Genomic DNA, 24,039 nt, shown 5'->3' with positions numbered 1-24,039 from the left:
GCTTCGCATAGCTCTGATTGCGTTTCAAAGGGATAGGGAGGGCCCGGCACGCCGCCGGGCCCTTCCACGCGTCGCCAGCTCACAGGCGATTCACAAGCAGGCATCATCAAACCTTCATAGAGGGAGGTCATCGTCACGAATATGCACACGACCAGCCCGAACTCCCGGTCCGAGCCCGTGCGCCGATCGGACGGCAGCTCGATCAACATCCTCGTCGTGGACGACGAGCCTCCACTGACCGAGCTCCTTTCCATGGTCATGCGCCAGGAGTCCTGGGACGTCCGCAGTGCGCACAACGGCAGCGAGGCCATCCGCGCGGCGCGCGGGTTCCGCCCGGACGCGATCGTCCTGGACGTCATGCTGCCCGACATGGACGGGATCCAGCTCCTTCCCCGGCTGCGCGCGGTGCTGCCGGGCGTGCCGATCCTGTTCCTGACCGCGCTGGACTCGCTCCAGGACCGGCTCGTCGGCCTGCGGGCCGGCGCCGACGACTACGTCACGAAGCCGTTCAGCCTGGAGGAGGTCGTCATCAGGCTGCGGGGCCTGCTGCGCCGCTCGGGCGCGGCCCAGGCGCGGGCCGACGCCGGGCTCGTGGTCGGCGATCTCACGATGGACCAGGACAGCCACCAGGTACGGCGGGACGGCAAGGAGATCAGGCTCACGCCGACGGAGTTCGAGCTGCTGCGCTTCCTCATGCACAACCCGGGCCGGGTGCTCAGCAAGTCGCAGATCCTCGACCGGGTGTGGGCCTACGACTTCGGCGGCCAGAGCAACGTCGTCGAGCTGTACATCTCCTACCTCCGGCGCAAGATCGACGCGCAGCGGCAGCCGATGATCCACACCGTGCGCGGAGTGGGTTACACGCTCCGACCCGCCGGATGACGATGTCGCTGGAGACCAAGCTGGTGGTCTCCTCGATCGCGCTGCTGGTCACCGTCTGCGCCGTCATCGCCACCGCGACGACGCTGCTGTTCCACGACTTCCTCACCGACCGGCTCGACAGCCAGGTCACCTCGGCCGCCCGCCGCTCGACCAGCGCGGCGGCGCAGCGGGACGCCCCGCCGCCGCAGGCCCGGGAGGTGTCGTTCCTGCTGTCGCCCGGTCAGGCCGAGGGCACGTTCGGCGCGCGGATCCGCCAGGGGGTGGTGCGGCGGGCCGCCGTGCTGACCGGCATCGCCACCGTGCGGGAGCTGCCGGCGCCGCCGTCGCTCGCCGCCGTCACCCGCGAGCCCGTGACGGTCGACCTCGGTCCGCTGGGCGCCTACCGGATGGCCTCCGCCCGCACGCCCGACGGCGACGTGCTGGTCACCGGGCTGCCCATGACCGCCGTGGACTCCATGCTGACCAGGCTCGTCGTGGTGGAGGCCGCCGTCACGCTGGCGGGCGTCGCGCTGACGGCCGCCGCCGGCACCCTGCTCGTACGCCGTGCCGTACGCCCGCTCGGGCGGCTCGCGGCCACCGCTTCCAGGGTGTCGGAGCTGCCGCTGGCCACCGGGGACGTCGTGCGCCTGGCCCGCGTGCCCGAGGTGGACACCGACCCGCACACCGAGGTCGGGCAGGTGGGCGGCGCGCTCAACCGCATGCTCGGGCACGTCGAGACCGCCCTCGCGGTGCGGCACGAGAGCGAGACGAGGCTGCGGCGCTTCATCGCCGACGCCAGCCACGAGCTGCGCACGCCGCTGGCCTCCATCGTCGGCTACGCGGAGCTGACCAGGCGCAGCGGCGAGTGGCACGGGCCGCAGACGGAGCACGCGCTCGGCCGTATCCGCTCGGAGGCGGGCCGGATGACCACGCTGGTGGAGGACCTGCTGCTGCTGGCCAGGCTGGACGCGGGCCGCCCGCTGGAGCGGGTGGAGCTGGACCTGTCGCCGATCGTGGTCAACGCGGTCGGCGACGCCTACGCGGCCGCGCCCCGCCACCGCTGGCTGATCAGCCTGCCCGACCAGCCCGCCCTGGTCCTGGGGGACGCCGACCGCCTGCACCAGGTGGTGACCAACCTCCTCGCGAACGCCCGTACCCACACCCCGCCCGGCACCACGGTCACCGCGACGGTCCGGCTCGGGGAGCGGGTGTGCGTCGAGGTCGCGGACGACGGGCCGGGCATTCCCGGGCACGTGCTCCCCCACGTGTTCGGCAGGTTCGCGCGGGGCGACGGGTCGCGCTCCCGGCTGGCCGGCGGCAGCGGGCTGGGCCTGGCCATCGTGTCGGCGGTCACGGCGGCCCACGACGGGCGGGTCGAGGTACGCAGCGAGCCGGGGAACACGGTGTTCACGCTCAGCCTGCCGCCGGGCCGGACCCGGAAGTAGTTTTTGCGCCGAGTTTATCGAGGGCTTTCCATGAAAAGGCGTCCCCCGGTGCTACCTTTCAGTGGATCATGTCGCGAGAAATGGCGGGAAACGCATTGAGGGCATTGGTGCGGATTGTTGCGGGCGTCGCGGTCGGGTGCGGTGTGCTGCTGGCCCCGACCGCCGCGTCGGCCGCGCCGCCACCCGACGGGAGCTCCCTGCTCACCGAGCTGGTCGGCGCGGATCTCGGTACGGTACTCAGAGCGCTTCCCGGAGTTTTCTGCGGAAATCGGCTGATCGCCTACAACTCGCCGTCACCCAATTCTCCGACCAAGTGCGTTAATGGCGCCGAGAACAGCGGGAACTCCACCAACAGCGGGAACTACCACAATGAGGGAAATCCCATCAACAGCGGCAACTTCGACAATGCGAACGGCGCCGTGAACAGCAACAACACCATCGACGGCGGGAACAACACCAATGGCTCCCAATCCACTTCCCGGTGACCGGCGATGACGGCCTTCAGGCGGCGGACCGGGATGGTCGCGGCGCAGCTCGCGCTGATGTTGTCGCTCCCGCCCGCCCTTCCCGCTCTCGGGCACGGATTTCCCAAGGGCAGCGGCAACTCCTGGAACAGCGGCAACTTCCGGGGTAAGGGCCGGCAGGTGAACAGCGGCAACTTCCAGAATGCCAACTTCTCCGCGAACAGCAACAACACCATCAGCGGCGGCAACAACGTCAACGGGCCCCAATGCAGCGTCGAACGACGGGCCATCGTCAAGGGTGGCTGCTGACGGGCCGGTGACAGAGCGCCCGCCTCAGAGCGCCGTCGGGGTGGTCGCCACGCCAGGCCACGTGCTGGTCGGGGCGGACCAGCGTCAGGGGAACACCCGGCAGGTCCACCGCCCGCAGCGGCACCCCCAGCTCCCGCGCCTGTTCGGCCAGCGCCACGGCCCCCGGCAGGCGCTGGTCCCCGACCACGCTGAAGCCCCGGCCCAGCCGGTCGTACAGGGACACGCCGGGTGCCAGCCACCGGTGCGGCAGCCGCTCCCCGGTGCCCTCGGCGACGATGGGCGAGCCCTCGTACGTGTAGCCGAGCACCAGGTCCAGGCTGTGGAACTCGCTGTCCTTCGTCCTGCGCACCGCCTCCGCCACGGCGGGCCGCACCTTCTCGAACTCGGCCTCCTCCCCCATCAGCGCCGGGTCGGCCAGCTCGGGGGCGAGGGTGGCCATGTTCGCGGCGGCGGCCTCGATGGTGTCGGCGGCAACCGGGCGGCGCTCGGTCTCGTAGGTGGCCAGTAACGTGGCGGGCGCCCATCCGTGCAGTACGGCGGCCAGCTTCCAGCCGAGGTTGACCGCGTCCCCGATCCCGGTGTTGAACCCGTGTCCCCCGTACGGCGGATTCTGGTGCGCCGCGTCGCCCGCCAGGAACACGCGCTCGCTCCCGTACCGGTCGGCCAGCAGCATCCGCGCGGTCCACGGGTCGGTGGCCAGGATCTCCGCCTCGATGTCGGCACCCGCCAGGTTGCGGACCAGCCGCATCGGATCCGCGCCGGCGGCGGAGACGCCCTGGGCGATGCACCACCAGGTGTCCTCCAGGTCGAGGCGGCCGACGATGCCGGGCTGGGCCGGGTTCAGCACCCAGTAGTGCACGGCGGGGCCGTGCGGCATCCGCTCGGCCAGGCCGGGGGCGCGGAAGACGATGTTGAAGTTGGGCCTGGCGTCCTGGCGGCCCTCGTAGCGGGCGCCGATGGCCGCCCTGGTCACGCTGCGCGGGCCGTCGCAGCCGACCACGTACCGGGCGCGTACCTCACGCTCCTCGCCCGTGGCGGACGCGATGCGCACCGACACCCCGTCGGTGTCCTCCCGCAGCCCGGCCACCTGCCATCCGGTCAGCAGCGCGTCGCCGACGGCCTCCCGCAGCACCTCCTCCACCAGCGGCTGCGGCACCTGCTGGCCCGGCTCGGCCGCCAGGTCGGAGCCCACCAGGTCCAGCCCGAAGCACCCGCCGATCCTGGTGACCTCCCGTCCGAGCAGGCTGCTGACGAACACGGCCTGGTCCGACCACGCGACCGCCAGCGGGGCGCGCTCCCGCACCCGCTCCGCCAGGCCCCATCTCCGCAGCAGCTCCATCGAACGCGCCGACGTCGTCTTCGCGCGGGGCCGCAGCCACGACACCTCCTCGCGCGGCTCGACCACCAGGCACCTCACGCCCTGGTACGCCAGCTCCACCGCGACCGCCAGCCCCACGGGCCCGCCTCCGGCGACCAACACGGGCACATCCACAGGGGCATGCTGTCCCTTCCCCCGCACCACCGCAACCCCCGCGCGGGCGCACTGGAGACCGGCCTGGGGGGTTGTTACGGTTTACGCCTCAACCGACGATCATCAAGGGGTTTGCATGACCGAGTCCTCGACAATGCCGCTGCACATGCGGCGGGTGGGGTTCGACCCGGCTCCCGAGCTGGCGGCGCTCAGGGAGGAGGAGGGGATCAGGCGCGTCACGACCCCGTTCGGCCTGGACGTCTGGCTCGTCACCAGGTACGCGGAGGTCCGCGAGGTCCTCGGCGACGCCGAACGGTTCAGGATCGCCCAGCAGACGGTGGCGCGCCTCCCCGGAGCGCCCGAGATGACTCCCGAGCAGTTAGCCAAGATCCAGGCGGGCAACCTCCTCGGCGTGGACGCGCCCGAGCACACGCGGCTGCGCAGGATGCTGACCCCCGAGTTCACGAACCGGCGGATGCAGCGGCTGGAGCCCCGGATCAGGCGCATCGTGGACGACCACCTGGACGCCATGGAGACCGCCGGTTCGCCGGCCGACCTGGTCACGTCGTTCTCGCTGCCTATCCCGTCGCTGGTCATCTGCGAGCTGCTCGGAGTCCCGTACGAGGAGCGGGACGGCTTCCAGCGCCGCACCAGCAGGATGCTCGACCTGTCGGTGCCCGGCGAGGAGCGGCTGGGGCTGCAGTTCGAGGCGCGCGCGTACATGGAGGCCCTGGTCCAGCGCATCCAGCAGGACCCGGGCGAGGAACTGCTCGGCATGCTGGTACGCGAGCACGGCGACGACCTGAGCACGGACGAGCTCGTCGGCATCGGCAGCCTGCTGCTGTTCGCGGGCCACGAGACCACCTCCAACATGCTGGCCCTGGGCACCCTGGCCCTGCTGCGCCACCCCGAGCAGCTCGAACTCCTCAGGAAGGAGCCCGAGCGCATCGACGCCACGGTGGAGGAGCTGCTGCGCTGGCTGAGCATCGTCAACTCGGGCACGACCAAGGTCGCGACGGCGGAGGTCGAGCTGAGCGGCCGTACCATCCAGCCCGGCGAGCTGGTCCTCTGCGCCCTGCCCGCCGCGAACCGCGACCCCGCCCTCATGTCCGACGCGAGCACGTTCGACATCTCCCGCGGCGCTCCCGGACACGTCGCCTTCGGCCACGGCATCCACCACTGCCTGGGCGCCCCGCTGGCGCGCATGGAGCTGCGGATCGCCTTCCCGGCGCTGCTCCAGCGCTTCCCGGGCCTGCGCGAGGCGGGCGCCGCGGACTTCCGCTCCTCCCACATCGTGTACGGCATGAGCTCCCTGGAGGTGGCCTGGTAGACCTGCGGAAAACCGCAGGTCGATCCGGGCGCGCGCATCATTCCGCCGCCATGGCCCGCGTACCTAGCGTTCCTGGCCATGACGGGAAAGTTGTTCGACGTCCCCCGCCGGGCGCTGGCGGGGCTGTGCGCCCTGCTCGCGCTGGCCGGCGTGATCATGCTGACCGCCATGGCGGACAGCACCATGCAGCCCCTGCCCGCCTCGGCGCCGGACGGGGAGTTCAGCGCGGAGCGGGCGCTGCGCCACCTGGAGAGGTTCGCCACCGAGCCGCGCCCGATCGGCAGCCGGGCCGGTGAGCGGGCCAGGGACTACCTCACCGGGCAACTGCGCGCGGCGGGGCTCGACGTGCGGGTGCAGCGGGCCATCGGCGCGAACACGTCGGCCGGGCTGGCGTCGTTCGGGCAGGTGGACAACATCGTGGCCACGGCGAAGGGCAGCGACCCGACCGGCACGGTGGTGATCGCCGCGCACTACGACTCCGCGGCCATGGGCCCGGGCGCCTCCGACGACGCCGCCGCGGTCGCGGCCATGCTGGAGACGGTACGGGCGCTCAAGGGCACCGCGCTCCGCAACGACCTCGTGCTGCTGATGTCGGACGGCGAGGAGGACGGCGTGCTGGGCGCCGAGGCGTTCGTCAGGGAGCACCCGCTGGGCCGCAAGGGCGGGGTGCTGCTCAACTGGGAGGCCCGGGGCGTGAGCGGGCCGTCGCTGATGTTCCAGACGTCCAGGAACAACGCCGGGCTGGTCGAGACGTTCGCCGACGCCGTGCCGCACCCGCGCGGCGACTCCACGATGGGCGAGCTGTACCGGCTGCTCCCGAACAACACCGACTTCACCCCGATGGCCGAGAGCGGCTTCACCGGCATGAACTTCGCCTACATCGAGGGCTCCTCCCGCTACCACACCGCCGACGACTCCCTCGCCCACCTCGACCGGGGCAGCCTGCAGCACCACGGCTCGAACATGCTGGCGCTGACCCGCGCGCTCGGCGGCGCCGACCTCGAAACGCTGGACGCGGACCACGACCTCACCTATTTCCGCATCTTCGGGACCATGGTCACGTACCCGAACGCGCTCGTCTGGCCCCTGGCCGGGCTCGCGGCGGCGGCGGTCGCGGGGCTGGCGGTGCTGGCCCGCAGGAGGCGGCTGCTCAGCCTGCCCCGGCTCGCCGTCGCCGCCGCGTCGGGGGTCGTGCCGCTGCTGCTCGCGGCGGCCCTGGCGCAGGGGTTGTGGGAGGTGCTGGTGGCCTGGCGGCCCGCCTACGACGGGATGGGCGGGCTGCTGCACCGCCCGCAGGCGTTCCAGGCGGCCGTCGTGGTCCTGGCCGCGCTGGCGCTGCTCTGCTGGTACCTGCCGCTGCGCCGACGCCTCGGCCCCGCGGCATTGGCCGTCGGCGCGCTGGCCTGGCCGGCCGCGCTCGGCCTGCTGTGCGCCCAGGTCGCGCCGGGCATGTCGTACGTGCTGACGCTGCCCGCGCTGTTCTGCGCGCTCGGCGGGACGGCCGCGATCCTGCTGCGCGGCGCGGCCCGCCAGGCGGCGGTGCTCCAGGTGACGGCGGTGACCCTGGGCGCGGTCGTGGCGGCGGCGCTGCTGCCCGCCCTGGCCAGGACCGCGTTCGACGGGATGGGCCTCGCGCTCGGCGGGGTGCCCGCGCTGGTGCTGGCGGTGTTCGGGCTGACGGTGCTGCCGATCGCCGAGCTGTGCCTGCCGGAGCGCAGGCAGTCCCTGGTCCCGCTCGCCGCCGCCGGGCTCGCGGTGCTGCTGGTGCCGACCGGCCTGGCCCGGGACGGCTTCGACCCTGCCAACCCCTTGCGCACGCACCTCGCGTACGTGATGGACGCCGACACCAGGACCGCGAGCTGGGTCAGCGCCGACGCGGAGCCGCCCGCCTGGACCAGGAGGTACGTGTCCGGCCACGACACCACGCCGCTGCCCCCCGGCTACGCCCGCGGCACCTCCCTCTGGACGGGACGGGCACCGGCGGCGGCCGGCGCCGCCGAACCCCGGGTGACCGTGCTCGGCCGCGACGGCGACACGGTCCGGCTCCGCGTGACCGCCGGCAGGGCGGCGCGCTCGGTCACGCTACGGGTCGAGCGCCCGATCGCCGCGGCGACGGCCGCCGCCGACGGCCTGACCCCGGTGAGCGTCGACGTCACCGGGGTCCGCTCCAACACGTGGCCGGGCGAGATCCGCTTCCGCGGCCTGCCTGACACGGGAGCGGAGATCTCGCTGCGGGTCCCGGGGGCGGACCGGTTCCGGCTGACCGCCGTCGCGGAGACCGACGGGCTCCAGCGGGTGCCCGGATTCGTCCCGAGGCCGAAGGGCGTGGTGGCGGCGACCCGGGAGGACGGCGACCTCGTGGCGGTCACCCGTACGTACGAGATCAGCGCGGGGTGAGGCCCCGAACCGGCCTCAGCGGGTGATGGTGCCCGCCCGGACCAGCCAGTCGACCGCCTCGGAGATGGCCTCGAGCGGCGCGTAACGGGGCCGGTGCCCCAGCAGCCGCTCGGCCTTCTCCATGCTGCAGTGGGGGCTGTAGGAGATGTGGTCGAGCGTGATCTGCGCGTCCCGCTCCGAGACCGTCTCGCGCCACCGCTCCCACGGCAGGAACGTCAGCCGCGCCTCCTGCCCGAACCAGCCCGCCACCGCCTCGGCGTAACCGCGCAGCGTCAGAGCGCTGGTGGCCACGGAGTGGAAGCTCTCGCCGACGGAGACCGACGGGTTGACCATGGCGTCCACGAACAGCCGCGCCACGTCGTCGGCGTGCACGTGCTGGACGGTCTCCAGGCCGAAGTTCGGCAGCGCCAGCTCGCCGCCGTCGGCCAGCGTCTGGAACACGGCCGGATCGACGTTGCCCGCCGGGTTGACCGGCACCCAGCCGGGGCCGGTGATGTGGCCCGGGTGGATGATCGTGGCGGGGAAGCCGTCGCGGTGTGCGCGTTCGAGGAGGTGGGCCTCGATGGCGGCCTTCTGCTTGCCGTACTCGCCGAGCGGCCGCTTGGGCATGTCCTCGGTCGTCGGCACCCGGCTGCTCGGCCCGTGCGTCCAGATCGTCCCGCAGTGCAGGAACTGCCGGACCTTCCCGGTCAGCGCCGCCGCCAGGTCGCGGGCGCTGGTCTCGGTGAAGGAGATGAGGTCGATGACGACGTCGGCCTCCAGCTCCACGATCCGCCGCCCGAACGTGCCGTCGGCGTCCTCCGCGTCGCGGTCGGCGGCGATCTGGGTGATCCGCTGCCAGGCCCCGTGCGGGCTGTAGGGCTCCCGCTTGCCCCGGCTCACGGCCACGACGTCGTGTCCGCCTTCGACCAGCCTGGGGATGAGGTACGTGCCGATATGACCGCTGGCGCCAATCACCGCTACTCGCATGGGGCCAGCGTAGACCCGCTGCTTCGCCGGTCAACTATCCCGATACGCTGCTGAACGTCCCATTTCGGAGGTTGGTCAGTGTCGGGGGTTGTCGCGGCGTTCGCCGCCCTGGTGTCCGTTGCCGTGATCGGCTACCTGATCGGGATGGGGGGCCTGCTGCGGGCCAGCGACGAGCTGGTGCTGTCGCGCCTGGCCTTCTTCGTGGCGACCCCGGCGCTGATGTTCGCCACGGTGTCCAAGGCGGACCTCCACATCCTCTTCTCGCCGGTGCTGCTGACCGAGGTGGTGGCGGTGGCGTGCGTCCAGCTCGTCTACGTGCTGGTGGCGCGGCTGGCCTGGGGCCGCGACCGCCGCGAGGCCACGATCGGCGCGCTGGCCTCGTCGTACGTGAACGCCGGCAACCTCGGCGTGCCCATCGCGATCTACGTGCTGGGCGACGGCGCGCTGGTCGCCCCGATCCTGCTCTTCCAGCTGATCGTCCTCACCCCGGTCTCCTTCCTCATCCTCGACAAGGGGGCCCGCTCGGTGCGCGCGGCCCTGCTCCTCCCGTTCCGCAACCCCCTCACGGTCGCCTCCCTCCTCGGGCTCGTGCTGGCGATCACCGGGATCTCCCTGCCCGTCCTGGTCATGCGCCCGGTCGAGCTGCTCGGCGGCGCGGCCGTGCCCGTCGCCCTCGTCGCGTACGGCCTCAGCCTGTACGGCTCCCAGCGCACCCCCGCGGCCCCCGAGGCGAACGGCGTCGGCAAGGACATCTTTCTCGCGGTCACGCTCAAGGCCTTCGTCCAACCGGCCGTCGCCTACCTGACCGCGCGCCTGATCCTCGGCCTCGACGGCAGCGCGCTCCTGGCCGCCACCCTCTTCGCCGCCCTGCCGACGGCGCAGAACATCTACGTGTACGCGGTGAACTACGACACCGCCCGGCGCCTGGCCCGCAGCGCGGTCCTGCTGACCACGGGCCTGTCCATCCCCATCATGACCGCGATCGGCGCGGTCCTGGGCTGATGGCATGGGATCGGAGATCCGGGAAGAGGACATCGGCACCCGCCGGGGTGAGGGGGTCGAGCTGGGTGTCCAGGGACCGGCGGACGGTGGAGGCGCGGGCGTACCCGAATCGGAGGGCAGCAGCGTCAGATGGTGTAGGCCTTGGTGACGGAGATCTTGGCGTCGCCGAGGAACAGCCAATCCGGTGGCGTGATGAAGCCAGGAAGTGCGGACATCTCACGGGGATTCGGGCTCACATCGGTGACCCTCAGCCGGATCTTGCCGCCCGTCACCGTCAGCGACACCTCGACGCCCTCCGCCCCCGGGGCGTGGAAGACGAATCCCGCCGGATCGGCCTTGATGGAGCGGCCCTCGACGGTCAGCGAGCGCACCCTCGCGGTGTCCCCGTCCACCCGCAAGCCGACCGTGTCCGCTCCGCGCTCGGAGCGGATCCGGACACGCACGGTTCGTATGCCCTGCCGGGTCGTGTCCGCGAGCACCCGAAGCGAGGGCGCCGGCAGCGCGGCGGCCTTCGCCGGGCTGAGGAGCTTGGACCCGCCACCCCACAGCTCCGCCTGCGGCCGGCCGGTCGCGTCGGCGCCGCCATAGCGGCGGGCCCACTGGTCGGGCTTCTTTGCGGTCAGCCAGACGGCCTTGCCGGTGTCCGCGTCGAGGCCGTACGCCAGACTGGTTCGCCGCGGGTGCTCCTTGTCGATCGGCTCGACCAGCAGGCCCGCCGCCACCAGAGTGATCGAGATGACCAGCGCGGTCAGCGGGATCAGCGGGGAACGCCTGCGAGGCCACACCGCCTCGACCATCGGCAGCAGGAGGCCGCCGAACAGGATCACCAACGGCATGGGGGCGTAGCCCACGTACTGCAGGCCCGTCGGCAGGGTGTTCCACGCGCTGGGCAGCAGGATCAGGGCGGCGGGGACGAGACCGGCGGCGAGGACGAGGACACGCCACCGCGGCGGGCGGCGGAGCGCGGCCAGCCCGCCCAGCGCCGCCCCCAAGGCGGGCCAGGCGGCGAGGTGTGACGCTCCGGGCGACACGATGCCGAGTCCGAGACCGATCAGGGCCGCCCAGGTCAGCATCCCGAGGGCCAGTTCGGTGGTGCCGACGCGACGGCGCAGCAGCGCGTACCACGCGGCCAGGATCGTGCCCGCGAGCATCAGTACGGCGAGCCACAACAGCTCCGGCCGGTACGGCGTCGTGGTGGCAGTTCCACCGAGTTCGGGCCGGATCACCTTGAGCAGGTCCCAGAAGAAGACACCGACACCCACCCCGAGTCCGATCGGGATCGCGGCGAGCGCGGTGCCAAGGAGCGTGCGCCGCAACGTGACCACGCCGCGGCGGCGGGTCAGAAAGATCAGTGCCAGTGCCGCCAGCAGGGCGACCGCGCCCAGCAGGGTGGCCGCCCAGGCCGGATAGCGGACCAGCAGGCCGGGCGGGACGTTGAAGTAGACCAGGTCGTTCCCGGTGGTCAGCCGCGCAAGGTCGGTGCCGCCGAACGCGCGCACGAGCGCCAGCGTGTTGTCGCCCATCTGCTGCAGTGCCGCGAGATCAACGTGCGCGGGGTCGTCGAGAACGCTGTGGTACAGGGTGCCCGCGTTGGCGTAGGCGGAGTCGAGCACGTCCATCCCGCCAGGTTGGAAGGCGGTGAAGTCGGTGTCGTTGTTGAGCAGTTTCATGAGCTCGGCGTACACGGAGTCGGCCACGGGCATGGGCGCCGCCGATCCGAACATGGAGATCAGGCCGGAGTTCGGCTCCGTGCTCCGGAACATCAGCACCGGGCCCTTGGAGCCGCGCGCCTCGTTGTTGATCACCACGCTCCGCCCCTGTGCGAGCGGGTGGTCCTTGACGAACGCCTCCGATCCCAGGAGCCCGGCCTCCTCGGCGTCAGTGATGAGGAACACGACGTCGTTGCGCAACCGGGTGCCGTCCGCGACCAGCGCCCTGGCCGTCTCGATCGCGCTCGCCGTACCGGCCCCGTCGTCGTTGGCGCCCGGCCCCTCGGGGACCGAGTCGTAGTGAGCGGTGACGAAGACCCGGCCGGTGGAAGCGGTCCCGGGTATCACGGTGACGATGTTGAAGACGCGCCCGGCGGTGACGGGGTCGCCCGGGTCGTCGATCGGTGAGATGCCCACCGCCTCGTGCACCTCGGGCCGCAGGCCCAGCCGTCGCAACTCGCCGACGAGGTAGTCCCGGACCCGGGCGTGCTCGGCCGTGCCGACGGGGTGGGGTGCGACGGCGATGCGCTCGACCTGGGTGAAGGCCCGCTGCGCGCTGAACTCCCGGACGGGGGCGTCGGCCGGGCTCACCGCGGTGGGGGTGGTGTCCCTGATCGCGCCGACGGCGATCAGCAGGAGCACGCACAGGGCCATGAGTCCGGCAGCGAGTGGGCGTCGTCCCGATGTGTGCTCGTCTGATGTCATCCTCGTCCATTCCCGTGTTCCGCGTCCCAAATGTCCCCTTGTGGCGGCATCGGGAGCATCGCGGCCGAGTATTGCAGAAAAAATGCTGCAGAAAAAATGCTGCAGTGAAAATTCTGCAACGTTGCTGAAGGTTGTAGGCTCGCGGCGTGGCGAACAGACGGGCGACCCGGCAGCTCAGTGATCCAGGTGCGCACAAGGCACTCGGCCATCCGCTGCGACAGCGGATCCTGCAGCATCTCGGCATCCACGGCCCGGCCACGTCCACCACGCTCGGCCGGGCGCTCGGCGAGAACACCGGGACGCTCAGCTATCACCTGCGCCAGCTTGAGCACAACGGGTTCATCGAGGAGATCCCCGAGCGGTCGACCGGAAGGGAGCGCTGGTGGCGGCAGATCAGCGCCGACCTGAGGTGGCCCTCGGCGGGTGAGATGGACGAGGAGTCGCAGAAGCTCCTCGACGAGATCACCGAGTTCAAGGTCGAGCAGGAGCTGGAACTCGCCCGGCGCTTCTTTCGCGACCATCGGCGGTACGGCGAGTGGGCGAAGGCGTCCCGCGGGCTCACTCACCTGACCCTGGAAGAGCTCGACGAGTTCTTCGAGGCGTACATGGAACTGCTGTCCAGATTCAGCCGGACGCCGGAAGACGCGTCGCCCAGCGCGCGGCCGGTGTTCCTCAGATTCTTCACGATGCCCGCCTCCGAAGACCCGCCGTCCTGACGCCGGCGATCAGAGGAGCGCGGCGCCGGAAAACGGCCGAGCACGGCGTCGCCATCGTCACGGGCCCCGGCCGTCCTGCTGTGGTGACTACCATGAAGGCGTGTTTCGCTCCTTGTGGAACGAGCCCCGTCCTCCCGATCCTCCGTTACGCGTCTGGCGGGACTGGGCGCTCGTAGGGGTGCTCGTGCCGCTCGCGGTGCTCGAAGGGGTCGTCCGCCCCGACCTGCCGTGGCGGGCCGTCTCCGTGACCGTCACGGTCGGGCTGGTGTTCACGCTGCTCTGGCGGCGCACCAGGCCGCTGCTGATGCTCGCGATCCCCTTCGTCACCACGATGCTGGCCCCGTTGGCGACGGGCGGTCACCGTGCCGAGACGTACACGATGGCGTTCCTGCTGATCATCGTGTACGCGCTCTACCGGTGGGGGTCGGGGCACGAGATCGTGCTCGGCTTCGGGATCATGCTCCTGTCCGTCGGCGTCTCGGCGTCCTTCTACGACCTCGCCCCGTCCGACGCGGTCGGCGCGTTCGCCGTCATCTTCTCGGCCGTCGCGCTGGGGGCGGCGTTCCGGTTCCGGGCCAGGGCGCGGATGCGCGAGCTCGACCAGGTCAAGCTGCTCGAACGCGAGCAGCTGGCCCGCGACCTGCACGACATCGTCGCCCACCACGTCTCCGCCATGGCGATCCGGGCGCAGGCGGGCCTGGCCACGGCGCCCTCGAAGCCGGAGGCCGCCATCGACGCGCTCCGCGTGATCGAGGCCGAGGCGTCGCGTACCCTTGCCGAAATGCGTGCCATGGTCCGCGTACTGCGCCGCAACGAGCCGGCGGACCTGGCGCCCGGCCGGCGGATCACCGATCTCGAAGAGCTCGCCGGGCGCGTCCGCCTCGGCCCGTCCGTGGAGGTGGAGATGCTGGGCGACCTCGACGACCTGCCTCCGGCGGTCGACGCCGCGATCTACCGCATCGCGCAGGAGTCGGTCACCAACGCCCGGCGGCACGCCCGGCACGCCACCCGCATCCGGATCCGCGTCGCCGCCGACGACACGTCGGTGCGCCTGCGCGTCAGCGACGACGGCGAGACGAGCTCCGCGAACCCGATGCCCGGCTACGGTCTCATCGGGATGAGCGAGCGCGCCGGCCTGCTCGGCGGCACCTGCGAGGCCGGCCCCGACCCCGGCCGCGGCTGGACCGTCACCGCCGTACTGCCCCGTACGGGAGCGGCGACGTGACCGCCCAGGACCGCGACATCCAGGTGATCGTCGCGGACGACCAGGAGATCGCCCGCACCGGGCTCAGGATGATCCTCGACGCGCAGCCCGGCATCGAGGTCGTCGGCGAGGCCGGCGACGGGCGGCGGGCCGTCGAGCTCGCGCAGCGGCTGCGTCCCGACGTGTGCCTGTTCGACATCCGGATGCCCCGCCTCGACGGCATCGAGGCCACCCGCCGCCTGGCCGGGCCGGGCGTCGCCGATCCGCTCGCCGTCGTCGTCATCACCACCTTCGACCTCGACGAGTACGTCTACGCCGCCCTCAGGGCCGGCGCCCGCGGCTTCCTGCTCAAGGACGCCGGCCCGGACCTGCTCGCCCAGGCCGTCCGCGCCGCGGCCGACGGCGACGCGCTCATCGCCCCCAACATCACGGCCCGGCTGCTGCAGACCTTCGCCTACTCCGGGCGCGCCACGCCGCCGGCGCAGCCCCGCGAGGCGCTGACCACCCGGGAGGAGGAGATCCTGGCCACCGTGGCCCGCGGGCGGACCAACAACGAGATCGCCGACGAGCTGCACATCTCCCTCAGCACGGTCAAGAGCCACATCGCGAGCCTCATGCTCAAGCTCGGCGTCCGCAACCGCGTCGAGATCGCCATGTGGGCGTACGAGACCAAGCGCGTCAGGCTCTGATCGGGCCGATCGGCCAGGGAAGAGGTCGTACTTTCGGCCGTAGAGCGGGCGTGGCGGGTCTGGCGACACTGGTCGCGAGTCCCCCACAAGGAGAAACCGATGAAAGCGTTCGTCCTTCCCGCGTACGGCTCACCCCTCGTCCTGACCGACATCGACCAGCCCGTTCCCGGCGACGACGAGGTGCTGGTCCGGGTGCGCGCCACCTCCGTCCAGCCCTACGACTGGCACTTCCTGCGCGGCGAGCCGTACGTCGCCCGCGTGATGGGCGGCGGCGGCCCGGGGCTGCGCGCCCCGCGGTTCAGCGTCCTGGGCGCCGACGTGGCCGGGGAGGTGGAGGCGGTCGGCAAGGACGTGACCGGGTTCCGCCCCGGCGACGAGGTGTACGCGATGCCCAAGCAGGGCGGCTTCGCCGAGTACGTGTGCGTGCCGGAGAGCGAGCTGGCGCTCAAGCCGAGGAACGTCTCGTTCGAGGAGGCGGCGGCGGTGCCGATGGCGGCCGGCACCGCCCTGCTGGCCCTGCGCGACGACGGCCGCGTCCAGCCCGGGGAGCGCGTCCTCGTCAACGGGGCCTCCGGCGGCGTGGGCACGTTCGCCGTCCAGCTCGCCAAGGTGTTCGGCGCGCACGTCACCGGCGTGTGCAGCTCCAGGAACGTGGGCCTGGTCAGGTCGCTCGGCGCCGACGAGGTCGTCGACTACACCAAGGAGGACTTCACCCGGAGCGGGCGGCGCTACGACCTGCTGCTGGACATCGCGGGCAGCCGCTCCGGCTCCGCCTGCCGGCGGGTGATGACCCGCAAGGCGACCCACGTCCTCATCGGCGGCCCGGCCGGCCGCTGGTTCCAGCCCGCGAGCCACGTGTTCGCGACGGTCATCGCGGGGCTGTTCGTGTCCCAGCGGGTGGTCGTGACGCAGGTCGTGCCCTGCACGGAGACCAAGCAGAACCTCATGACGCTGGCCGAGCTGATCGAGGGCGGCGAGATCCACCCGGTGATCGACCGGACCTACCCGTTCGCGGAGATCCCGGCGGCCGTCAGCTACCAGGAGGAGGGTCACGCGTCCGGCAAGGTCGTGATCTCCATCTGATCCCACATCCTGGACTGATTTGTCTTAGTAAGAGAGATATGTCCTAGAGTTCCGAGCATGACACCACTGGAGATGGCCGCGGTGCTGGCGGCCGGGGTGGCGGGCGGGGCCATCAACACCGTCGTCGGCTCCGGGTCGCTGATCACGTTCCCCACGCTGCTGGCCGTCGGCCTGCCGCCGATCACGGCGAACGTCTCCAACAACATCGGCCTGGTCCCCGGCGGCCTCTCCGGCGTCATGGGCTACCGGCCCGAGCTGAAGGGCCAGCGGGAGCGGCTGCTCAGGCTGGCCCCGGCCTCTGTCATCGGCTCGCTGGCCGGCGGCCTGCTGCTGCTCACCCTGCCCGAGAGCAGCTTCAACGTGATCGTGAGCGTGCTGATCGCACTGTCCTGCGCGCTGGTCCTCATCCAGCCCAGGCTCAGCCGCCTGCTGTCCACCCGGCCCGGGCGCGCGCACGGCGGGCCGTGGCTGTGGCTGGGCACGCTCGCCGCCGGCGCCTACGGCGGCTACTTCGGCGCCGGCCAGGGCATCCTGCTCATCGGCCTGATGGGCATCATGCTGGACGAGGAACTGCAGCGCATCAACGCGGCCAAGAACGTGCTCGCCCTGCTGGTCAACTTCACCGCCGCCGTCCTGTACATCCTGGTCGCGGACGTCGACTGGCTGGCCGTGCTGCTGGTGGCGGCGGGCTCGGCGATCGGCGGCTTCCTCGGCGCGCGGCTGGGGCGCAAGCTGCCCGCCCCGATCCTGCGCGGCCTGATCGTCTGCATCGGCGTCGCCGCGATCGTCAAGCTTCTCGCTCAGCCGTAATGCCGATATTCGGACGGAGAGTACGACAGGATCATCCGGTGAGTTATCGGATTATCCCCCCATTCGTCGCGTTGCTCATGGCATCGGCCTGCGCGCAGCAGACCCCTGCCCCCACCCCCAGCACTCCCCCTTCGACCACCGCCGCCGCGAGCCCGAGCGGGACGCCCCAGGACACCCGCCCGGCGCTGGCGGAGACGCGCAGCACCATGACCCCCGACCTCAAGGTCGAGGTCGTCGGGCTGAACCGGGTCAAGGCCAAGCACCTGGTGGCTCAGCTCAGGCTCACCAACACGGGAGCGGACAAGAAGCTGCCGTGGACGGGCGAGATGGGCGACAACACCCGCCCGCTGGGGGAGATCCGCTGGGCTTCGGGCATCGGCGTGCTCGACGCGCCGGCCCGGGCCTGGATCCTGCCGTACAAACCGGCCGACTTCCCCTGCCTGTGCACCGACCAGGACCGCGACGGCCTCGCTTACTTCATCGACCCCGGCGAGTCGATCAACGTGTACGCCGTCATGCCCGCCCCCTCAGGAAACCCCGCCGCCGCCACGGTCGTCACCCCGGTGGGCCCACCGATGCCGGACGTGCCGATCAGCGACGAGCCGCCGGTCACGCCGCCCGGCACGACGATCCCCGACCCGGACGCCGAGCCCGTCACCACCGTCGTCCGCCCGCTCGTGACGCCGTCGGAGTCGCTGGACGGATCGGAGGAGACGGCCGACGACGGCAGGGACCTCCAGGTCAACCTTTCCGCGGATGTGCTCTTCGCGCTGAACAAGGCGACGCTCACCGCCAAGGCCAGGGCCGTGCTCGCGCGTACCGCCAAGCTGGTCGACGCTTCGTCCGGTTCGTCCGTACGGGTGGAGGGGCACGCGGACTCCTCCGGCAACAACGCCATCAACGACCCGCTCTCGACGCGTCGCGCCGAGGCCGTGCGCAAGGCGCTGTCCGCGCTCGTCACCAGGCAGGGCGTCGGCTTCCAGGCCAAGGGGTACGGCTCCCGTCGCCCGCTCTATGGCAACGACACCGACGAGGGCAGGCGGCGCAACCGACGGGTCACGGTGACGTTCGCCAGGCCGCAGGCCGCCGCGGCCGAGCAGCCGGCCACTCCGGTCGCGACCGACGCCCCGGGCGCGACAGGGCTGACCGGCACGGGGAAGGCGGACGGCCAGCCGATCTCCATGAAGGTGACGGGGCTGCGCCGGCTCACCGGCGGCCTCGGGCTGCTGACCTACCGGGTCAAGAACGATGGGTCCGCCGAGGCCTGGTTCAACGAGTTGCACCAGGCGCAGGACTGGATGTCGTTCAAATATCGCGCGGCCTTCAACGTGCGGCTCACCGACGTGGCCGCCAGGAGGCGGTACCTGCCCGGCCGCCTCCAGGTGCCGGCGGAGAGCGGCGGCGTGGACGCGTACTGCGCCTGCACGGATGTGTCCGGAGTGCGGCTCAGCACCACGAAGTTCGGGCCGGGCGCGGAGAAGGAGTTCTGGGGGCTGTTCGAGCTGCCGGACAGCGCCACGACAATGAGGGTCAAGATCGGGAGCTTCCGCGACCTCCAGGTTCCTGTCCGGTAGCCGCGCTCAGCCGGACAGCCCCAGGAAGAACGCGGCCGGGATCAGCGCCACGACCAGGGCGGCGGCCCACCACCGGGGAGCGGGGCCGTCGCGCAGCACGGCGACGCCGAGCGGCACGAACGCGACCGCCAGCCCGGCCAGCGCGACCAGCGAGATCGGGTCGCTGCTGCCCTTGAGCACGCCCAGCGGCAGCCCGGCCGCCAGCGCCAGGCAGACGCACCGGATCACGCCGAGCGCCCTGGCGCGGTAGGCGCCGACGGCGAGCACGATCCAGCCGGCCATGATGCAGACGTTGACCGCCTTGAACACGTGAAAGGCGCCGTAGGTGGCGCTGACCGCCTTTTGGGCCGACGCCAGGCCGAGGGCGTCCACCAGGTGGAAGGCCAGGTGGCTCACCCCGGCGTGGAAGACCCGTCCGAAAAGGCCGAGGATCACCAGCGTGGCGCCCCATTGCGCCCAGCCGGGGTGCGAGCTCCTGATCAGGCGGGCCAGCGAGGTCACCGCGGGCCACAGGAGCACGACCCCGGCGGCGTACAGGCTGTAGGACAGGACCATCCGCCCCGGGTGGGCGGCGTAGGCGGCGAGCTGGTCGGGGAAAAAATCGCCCTCGCCCGCCCGGATGAGCACCCCGGCGAGCAGCAGCGACGGGCCGAGCACCAGCCCGGCGCCCTCGACCCAGCGCCCGGGAAGCGTGTGCGTGATCGTCATACCACCGATCCAAGTGGCGGGCGCGCCCGCGCACACGGGCGCTGTCGCGAGAATCGGCGGTAGAGCCAGCACTACCAGGATGTAGTCTGCGTAGTTTTAGTACGACCGAATCCTGCGACAGAAGGGACCAGGCACGTGCCCGACGATGCCGGCCTCCAGGCACTACGCGAGGCGGCGCGCCTGTCTCCGGACAACCTCCCGCTCCGTCGGCATCTCGCCGAACAGCTGCTGACCAAGGGGTACCTGGCCGACGCCGAGGCCGAGTTCCGCGCCGCGCTCCTGCTCGCGCCCAAGGACCCGGACATCTCGGCGGGGTTGGCGGAGGCGTTCGTCCGGCAGAGCGCCCACGGCGCGGCGCTCTCGGCGCTGGAGCCGTTCCTGGCCTCGCCCGGCTACCCGCCGCGGATGGGCGTGCTCGCGGCCAGGGCGCTGCTCGGCGAGGGCGACTTCGGCCGGGCGGCCTACCGCTACCACGAGGCGGTCTCCCGTGACGCGTCCGTCGCCGACCCCGAGCTGGCCGCCCGCCTGACCACCCCGGTCGCCCCGTCCGTGCCCGCGGCGCCCGCCCCGTACGCGACGACCCCGGCGGACGCGCCCTCCGGCGCGGAGGTGGAGAAGTCGAAGGTCACCTTCGCCGACGTGGCCGGGATGGACGCGGTCAAGGAGGCGCTGCGGGTGAAGCTGCTGCTGCCACTCCAGCAGCCCGAGCTGTTCGCCGCGTACGGCAAGCGCGCCGGCGGCGGCGTCCTGATGTACGGCCCGCCCGGAGCGGGCAAGACCCACCTGGCCAGGGCCGCGGCCGGCGAGCTCGGCGCGTCGTTCGTCAACGTCGGCCTGTCCGACATCCTCGACATGTACGTGGGGTCGAGCGAGCGCAACCTGCGCGCCACGTTCGAGCTGGCCCGCCGCAACCGCCCGTGCGTGCTGTTCTTCGACGAGGTGGACGCGCTGGCCGCGCGCCGCTCCGACATGCGCCAGGCCCACACCCGGCAGCTGGTCAACCAGTTCCTGGCCGAGCTCGACGGCGTGGACCAGGACGCCAACGAAGGCGTCCTGGTGCTGGCCGCCACGAACGCTCCCTGGTACATCGACGTGGCGTTCCGCCGCCCTGGCCGCTTCGACCAGCTCGTGTTCGTGCCGCCGCCCGACCCGTCGGCGCGCGCGGCCATCCTGCGCCTCCTCTGCCGCGACAAGCCGCTGGCCGAGATGGACTTCGACGCGGTGGCGCGGGTGACCGACCACTTCGTCGGCGCGGACCTGAAGGGCGTGGTGGACCGCGCGGTGGAGGTCAAGCTGCAGCAGTCGATCAGCGCCGGCCGGCCCATCCCGATGAACACCCACGACCTGCTGGCCGTCGCCCAGGTCACCAGGCCCACCGCTGTGCGCGAGTGGCTGGCCACCGCGCGCAACTACGTGCTGCACGCCAACGAGTCCGGCGCGTGGGACGAGCTGATGCCCTGGATCAAGGGCAAGCGGTGAACCCACGCGAGTCGATCCAGCGGGCGGGCACGCTGCTGCAGATGCGCCGCCCGGCCGACGCGGAGCGGGAGCTGCGCGGCGTGCTCGCCGTCATGCCCGAGCACTTCACCGCGTTCTCGCTGCTCGGCCTGGCCCTCGTCCAGCAGGGCAGGACCGCCGAGGCCGTGTCCGCGGCCCAGGAGGCGGTACGGCTGGCGCCCGACCAGTCGTATCCGCACTACATGGCCGGGCAGGTCTACCTCCGCATCCAGCGGCCGGACCTGGCCGTCACCGCCGCCGAGACGTCGCTGGCGCACAACCCCGAGTCGGCGTCGACCTGGGAGCTGCTGGCCCGCGCCCACCTGCGGCTGGGCCAGTACCGCCAGGTGGTCGAGGCGGCCCGCCGGGGGCTGGCCATCGATCCGCAGGAGTCGGACCTGGTGAGCCTCCTGGCCATGGCGCACGTCAAGCTCGGGGAGGCGGAGCAGGCCAGGGCCGCCGCCGCGGACGCCGTACGGCTCGATCCGGAGAGCGAGACCGCGCACCTGGCGTACGGGCACGCGGCGCTGGCCGCCGGCGACGCGAAGACGGCCGCCGCGGCCTTCCGCGAGGTGCTCCGGCTCGACCCCGGCTTCGACCCGGCCAGGGACCTCCTCGTCACGGCGCTCAAGCAGCGCAACCCGCTCTACCGGATCCTGTCGAACCTGCGCGGCCGGTTCCTGGGCGGCTGGCGGATGGTCCTCCTGCTGCCTGCGGTGCCGCCGCTCATCGCCGTGTTCGTCCTCATCGCGGTGCTGCACTGGGCGGCCTGGGTGGCCGAGGCGGTGACCGTGCTGCGGCTGGCCCGCGCGAAGGCGACCAAGCTGCTGTTCGAGGGCGTCGAGGCCCGCGTGGCCGTCGCGAGCTGCGCGCTGCTGGCCGCCGGGGTGGGCGTGCTCGCGCTGGGCATCGCACTCGGCCAGGACGCGCTCGGCATGGCGGGGGCTGCGCTCATGGCGCTGGTCACCCCGGTGCAGGAGGCCACGCACACGGGCTCGGCCCGCGGGCGCCGCGTGCTGTACGGCTGGACGGGGCTGCTCGTGGTCGCGATCGTCGCGTCCGTGGTCCTCGGCTCGCCGAGCGCCGCGCTGCTGGCCCTGTACGCCGGGATCGGCACGATCTGGGTGGCCGCCGGCGTTCGCCGGTTGTTCCCCGCTCCCGAGCGCTAGCCTGCCGGTGAAACTTTCAAGCATTCTGCCTGGTCACAGCCATAGAACCCATGGTGCGTTGACGAGCGTGAAGGCGGCGGCCGAGCATGACGCCGCGTTCTCCCTCTCCGAAAGGCACCCCCATGCACTTGTCCAAGGCGATGACGGCCGCCCTGGCCACGCTGGTGGCCGGAGCGGCAGTCGCTGTCGCGGTGACCACCGCCGCCCCGGCAGGCGCGGCCGCCGGCACGGGCACCGGCTACCTGCACACCAGCGGCAACAAGATCGTTGACAGCACGGGCGCGAACGTGCGCCTGACCGGCCTGAACTGGTTCGGCATGGAGACCGACAACCGGACCTTCCACGGCCTGTGGTCGAGCACTCCCTGGAAGGGCCACATCGACAAGATGGCCTCGCTGGGCTACAACACCATCCGCGTGCCGTACTCCAACGACGCGCTCAAGTCCGGCGCCACGGCCACCGGCATCAACGACTACGTCAACCCCGACCTGATCGGCCTGTCGCCGCTGCAGATCCTGGACAAGATCATCGCGTACGCGGGCGGCAAGGGGATGCGGATCATCCTCGACCGCCACCGCCCGACCGCCGCGGGCCAGTCCGCGCTCTGGTACGTCTCCGCCACGCCGGAGAGCACCTGGATCAACGACTGGAAGGCGCTGGCCCAGCACTACGCGAACAACCCCACCGTCATCGGCGCCGACCTGCACAACGAGCCGCACGCCGAGGGCACCAACCCCAACGCGACCGGCTCCTGCTGGGGCTGCGGCGACCAGGCCCGCGACTGGCGGCTGGCCGCCGAGCGGGCCGGCAACGCGGTCCTTTCGGTCAACCCCAACTGGCTGATCTTCGTGGAGGGCGTGAGCTGCCCGAGCGGCGGCCTGTCCAACGTGTGGGACGGCGATCCCACCAACGACGAGGACTGCGGCTGGTGGGGCGGCAACCTGTCGAAGGCGGGCCAGTACCCGGTACGGCTCAACGTGGCCAACCGCCTGGTCTACTCGCCCCACGACTACGCGACCTCGGTCTACCACCAGACCTGGTTCGACGCCCCCGACTACCCCGCCAACCTGCCGGCCATCTGGGACAAGTACTGGGGCTACCTCTACAAGCAGAACATCGCGCCGATCATGATCGGCGAGTTCGGCACCACCCTGGCCGCGAACGTGGACAAGATCTGGCTGCAGGAGCTCCTGAAGTACACGGGGACCGGGGTGAACGGGATGTCGTTCACCTACTGGTCGTGGAACCCGAACTCCGGTGACACCGGGGGCATCCTCAACGACGACTGGACCACCGTCAACCAGGCCAAGCAGGCCATCCTCCAGCCGTACCTGATCCCGCCGACCGGCGGCACCGGGCAGCCCTCCGACACGCCCACGCCCAACCCTCCCGGGCAGTGCACGGTGACGTACAAGCAGACGGGCTCCTGGCAGGGCGGCTTCCAGGGCGAGCTGACGGTGAAGAACACCGGCACCGGCACGATCAACAACTGGGCCGCCACCTGGACGTTCCCGTCGGGGGTGACGCTGGTCAACGGCTGGAACGCGGTGGTGACCCAGTCGGGCACCACGTGGACCGCCAAGGGCCCCGACTACGCCAAGAACCTCGCCCCCGGCGCGTCGGTCGCCGTCGGCTTCACCGCCAACGGCCCGGCCGCGCAGCCCGCCGGCGCCACCTGCTCCTGACCCATCCCACCGTCACGGGCTCCCGCCGTCGCGAGCTCCTGACCCTCCGCCGTCGCGGGCGGACGCGCTCCCGCCCGCGGCCCCCGAACGAGCGCCCGCCCCGCGATCCACGACCGAGCACCGCGGGGCGGGCGCTCGCCTGCCCTCCCCGACGGCCCTCCGCCAAGGACAGCGCCCCTCCCCGAAGGCACGGCGACCCCACGGCTGTCCCTCCCCCAAGGGACGACAACCCCCTACGGAGG

At 71.9% G+C, this 24,039-nt stretch carries 20 protein-coding genes; 16 read left to right on the top strand and 4 right to left on the bottom strand.

Annotated features, from left to right (window positions below; all coding sequences use genetic code 11):
- Positions 1-141: 141 nt before the first annotated feature.
- The 4 genes from ACIHFD_RS22815 (at position 142) to ACIHFD_RS22800 (ending at position 3,079) form a co-directional block, all read left to right on the top strand.
- On the top strand, positions 142-882 hold the full coding sequence (locus tag ACIHFD_RS22815; RefSeq protein WP_397368604.1) for a response regulator transcription factor: 741 nt from the start codon (positions 142-144) through the stop codon (positions 880-882).
- Positions 879-2,306, top strand: coding sequence for a sensor histidine kinase (locus ACIHFD_RS22810; RefSeq protein ID WP_397368603.1), 1,428 nt, complete (start codon positions 879-881; stop codon positions 2,304-2,306). Before ACIHFD_RS22815 ends, ACIHFD_RS22810 begins: the two co-directional genes overlap by 4 nt.
- 68 nt (positions 2,307-2,374) lie before the next feature.
- Positions 2,375-2,791, top strand: a complete 417-nt coding sequence (locus tag ACIHFD_RS22805) for a hypothetical protein (protein ID WP_397368602.1) — start codon at positions 2,375-2,377, stop codon at positions 2,789-2,791.
- 6 nt (positions 2,792-2,797) lie between these two features.
- Complete coding sequence (locus ACIHFD_RS22800) at positions 2,798-3,079, top strand: hypothetical protein (protein WP_397368601.1); 282 nt, start codon at positions 2,798-2,800, stop codon at positions 3,077-3,079.
- Here ACIHFD_RS22800 and ACIHFD_RS22795 read toward each other — a convergent pair.
- Positions 3,063-4,571, bottom strand: a complete 1,509-nt coding sequence (locus ACIHFD_RS22795) for an FAD-dependent monooxygenase (protein WP_397368600.1) — start codon at positions 4,569-4,571, stop codon at positions 3,063-3,065. The genes ACIHFD_RS22800 and ACIHFD_RS22795 overlap by 17 nt on opposite strands.
- Before the next feature lie 115 nt (positions 4,572-4,686).
- Here ACIHFD_RS22795 and ACIHFD_RS22790 point away from each other — a divergent pair, with 115 nt between their 5' ends.
- Together ACIHFD_RS22790 and ACIHFD_RS22785 are read left to right on the top strand one after the other, a co-directional pair.
- Positions 4,687-5,880, top strand: a complete 1,194-nt coding sequence (locus ACIHFD_RS22790; RefSeq protein ID WP_397368599.1) for a cytochrome P450 — start codon at positions 4,687-4,689, stop codon at positions 5,878-5,880.
- A 78-nt stretch (positions 5,881-5,958) separates the two neighbouring features.
- Complete coding sequence (locus ACIHFD_RS22785; protein WP_397368598.1) at positions 5,959-8,277, top strand: M28 family peptidase; 2,319 nt, start codon at positions 5,959-5,961, stop codon at positions 8,275-8,277.
- A gap of 15 nt (positions 8,278-8,292) precedes the next feature.
- Here ACIHFD_RS22785 and ACIHFD_RS22780 read toward each other — a convergent pair whose 3' ends face one another.
- Positions 8,293-9,246, bottom strand: a complete 954-nt coding sequence (locus tag ACIHFD_RS22780) for an NAD-dependent epimerase/dehydratase family protein (protein WP_397368597.1) — start codon at positions 9,244-9,246, stop codon at positions 8,293-8,295.
- A 78-nt stretch (positions 9,247-9,324) separates the two neighbouring features.
- Here ACIHFD_RS22780 and ACIHFD_RS22775 point away from each other — a divergent pair, with 78 nt between their 5' ends.
- A complete protein-coding gene (locus ACIHFD_RS22775) occupies positions 9,325-10,248 on the top strand; it encodes an AEC family transporter (protein WP_397368596.1) in 924 nt (307 codons plus the stop codon).
- Positions 10,249-10,373: 125 nt separating this feature from the next.
- On the opposite strand, the gene ACIHFD_RS22770 is transcribed toward ACIHFD_RS22775, so the two are convergent.
- Positions 10,374-12,599, bottom strand: coding sequence for a M20/M25/M40 family metallo-hydrolase (locus tag ACIHFD_RS22770; RefSeq protein ID WP_397368595.1), 2,226 nt, complete (start codon positions 12,597-12,599; stop codon positions 10,374-10,376).
- Between the two features lie 209 nt (positions 12,600-12,808).
- Between ACIHFD_RS22770 and ACIHFD_RS22765 the strand changes: the two genes are divergently transcribed.
- From ACIHFD_RS22765 to ACIHFD_RS22740, 6 genes are all read left to right on the top strand, one after another.
- Positions 12,809-13,378, top strand: a complete 570-nt coding sequence (locus ACIHFD_RS22765; RefSeq protein WP_397368594.1) for an ArsR/SmtB family transcription factor — start codon at positions 12,809-12,811, stop codon at positions 13,376-13,378.
- Between the two features lie 100 nt (positions 13,379-13,478).
- The gene (locus ACIHFD_RS22760; protein WP_397368593.1) at positions 13,479-14,603 is read left to right on the top strand and encodes a sensor histidine kinase; all 1,125 of its coding nucleotides are present in this window, start codon (positions 13,479-13,481) and stop codon (positions 14,601-14,603) included.
- Entirely contained in the window at positions 14,600-15,271 is a 672-nt protein-coding gene (locus ACIHFD_RS22755) for a response regulator transcription factor (protein WP_350723518.1), read from the top strand. The genes ACIHFD_RS22760 and ACIHFD_RS22755 overlap by 4 nt, the downstream gene beginning before the upstream one ends.
- Before the next feature lie 99 nt (positions 15,272-15,370).
- Positions 15,371-16,354 carry an NAD(P)-dependent alcohol dehydrogenase gene (locus ACIHFD_RS22750; protein ID WP_397368592.1) on the top strand — a complete coding sequence of 328 codons (984 nt, stop codon included), beginning with the start codon at positions 15,371-15,373 and terminating at the stop codon, positions 16,352-16,354.
- Between the two features lie 57 nt (positions 16,355-16,411).
- Positions 16,412-17,164, top strand: a complete 753-nt coding sequence (locus tag ACIHFD_RS22745; protein ID WP_397368591.1) for a sulfite exporter TauE/SafE family protein — start codon at positions 16,412-16,414, stop codon at positions 17,162-17,164.
- Between the two features lie 38 nt (positions 17,165-17,202).
- Positions 17,203-18,738 (top strand): OmpA family protein, encoded by a 1,536-nt coding sequence (locus ACIHFD_RS22740; protein WP_397368590.1) that lies wholly within the window; start codon positions 17,203-17,205, stop codon positions 18,736-18,738.
- 6 nt (positions 18,739-18,744) lie between these two features.
- On the opposite strand, the gene ACIHFD_RS22735 is transcribed toward ACIHFD_RS22740, so the two are convergent.
- Positions 18,745-19,446, bottom strand: a complete 702-nt coding sequence (locus ACIHFD_RS22735; protein ID WP_397368589.1) for a hypothetical protein — start codon at positions 19,444-19,446, stop codon at positions 18,745-18,747.
- Positions 19,447-19,581: 135 nt separating this feature from the next.
- Here ACIHFD_RS22735 and ACIHFD_RS22730 point away from each other — a divergent pair, with 135 nt between their 5' ends.
- The 3 genes from ACIHFD_RS22730 to ACIHFD_RS22720 all read left to right on the top strand — a co-directional run bounded on the left by ACIHFD_RS22730 (position 19,582) and on the right by ACIHFD_RS22720 (position 23,797).
- The gene (locus ACIHFD_RS22730) at positions 19,582-20,925 is read left to right on the top strand and encodes an AAA family ATPase (RefSeq protein WP_397368588.1); all 1,344 of its coding nucleotides are present in this window, start codon (positions 19,582-19,584) and stop codon (positions 20,923-20,925) included.
- A complete protein-coding gene (locus tag ACIHFD_RS22725; protein WP_397368587.1) occupies positions 20,922-22,112 on the top strand; it encodes a tetratricopeptide repeat protein in 1,191 nt (396 codons plus the stop codon). Before ACIHFD_RS22730 ends, ACIHFD_RS22725 begins: the two co-directional genes overlap by 4 nt.
- A gap of 122 nt (positions 22,113-22,234) precedes the next feature.
- Positions 22,235-23,797 carry a cellulase family glycosylhydrolase gene (locus ACIHFD_RS22720; protein WP_397368586.1) on the top strand — a complete coding sequence of 521 codons (1,563 nt, stop codon included), beginning with the start codon at positions 22,235-22,237 and terminating at the stop codon, positions 23,795-23,797.
- Positions 23,798-24,039: the final 242 nt, after the last annotated feature.

It is taken from the genome of Nonomuraea sp. NPDC051941 (assembly GCF_044593615.1).
Note: the sequence above shows the minus strand (reverse complement) of the source record. Positions and strands in the feature narration are given on the sequence as shown.

Excerpts from the sequence above, each read along its gene's own strand:
- ACIHFD_RS22815 (WP_397368604.1), top strand. The coding sequence starts at position 142 with ATGCACACGACCAGCCCGAACTCCCGGTCCGAGCCCGTGCGCCGATCG.
- ACIHFD_RS22735 (WP_397368589.1), bottom strand. The coding sequence starts at position 19,446 with ATGACGATCACGCACACGCTTCCCGGGCGCTGGGTCGAGGGCGCCGGG.
- ACIHFD_RS22720 (WP_397368586.1), top strand. The coding sequence starts at position 22,235 with ATGCACTTGTCCAAGGCGATGACGGCCGCCCTGGCCACGCTGGTGGCC.
- ACIHFD_RS22785 (WP_397368598.1), top strand. The coding sequence starts at position 5,959 with ATGACGGGAAAGTTGTTCGACGTCCCCCGCCGGGCGCTGGCGGGGCTG.
- ACIHFD_RS22790 (WP_397368599.1), top strand. The coding sequence starts at position 4,687 with ATGACCGAGTCCTCGACAATGCCGCTGCACATGCGGCGGGTGGGGTTC.
- ACIHFD_RS22750 (WP_397368592.1), top strand. The coding sequence starts at position 15,371 with ATGAAAGCGTTCGTCCTTCCCGCGTACGGCTCACCCCTCGTCCTGACC.
- ACIHFD_RS22810 (WP_397368603.1), top strand. The coding sequence starts at position 879 with ATGACGATGTCGCTGGAGACCAAGCTGGTGGTCTCCTCGATCGCGCTG.
- ACIHFD_RS22805 (WP_397368602.1), top strand. The coding sequence starts at position 2,375 with ATGTCGCGAGAAATGGCGGGAAACGCATTGAGGGCATTGGTGCGGATT.
- ACIHFD_RS22800 (WP_397368601.1), top strand. The coding sequence starts at position 2,798 with ATGACGGCCTTCAGGCGGCGGACCGGGATGGTCGCGGCGCAGCTCGCG.
- ACIHFD_RS22780 (WP_397368597.1), bottom strand. The coding sequence starts at position 9,246 with ATGCGAGTAGCGGTGATTGGCGCCAGCGGTCATATCGGCACGTACCTC.
- ACIHFD_RS22745 (WP_397368591.1), top strand. The coding sequence starts at position 16,412 with ATGACACCACTGGAGATGGCCGCGGTGCTGGCGGCCGGGGTGGCGGGC.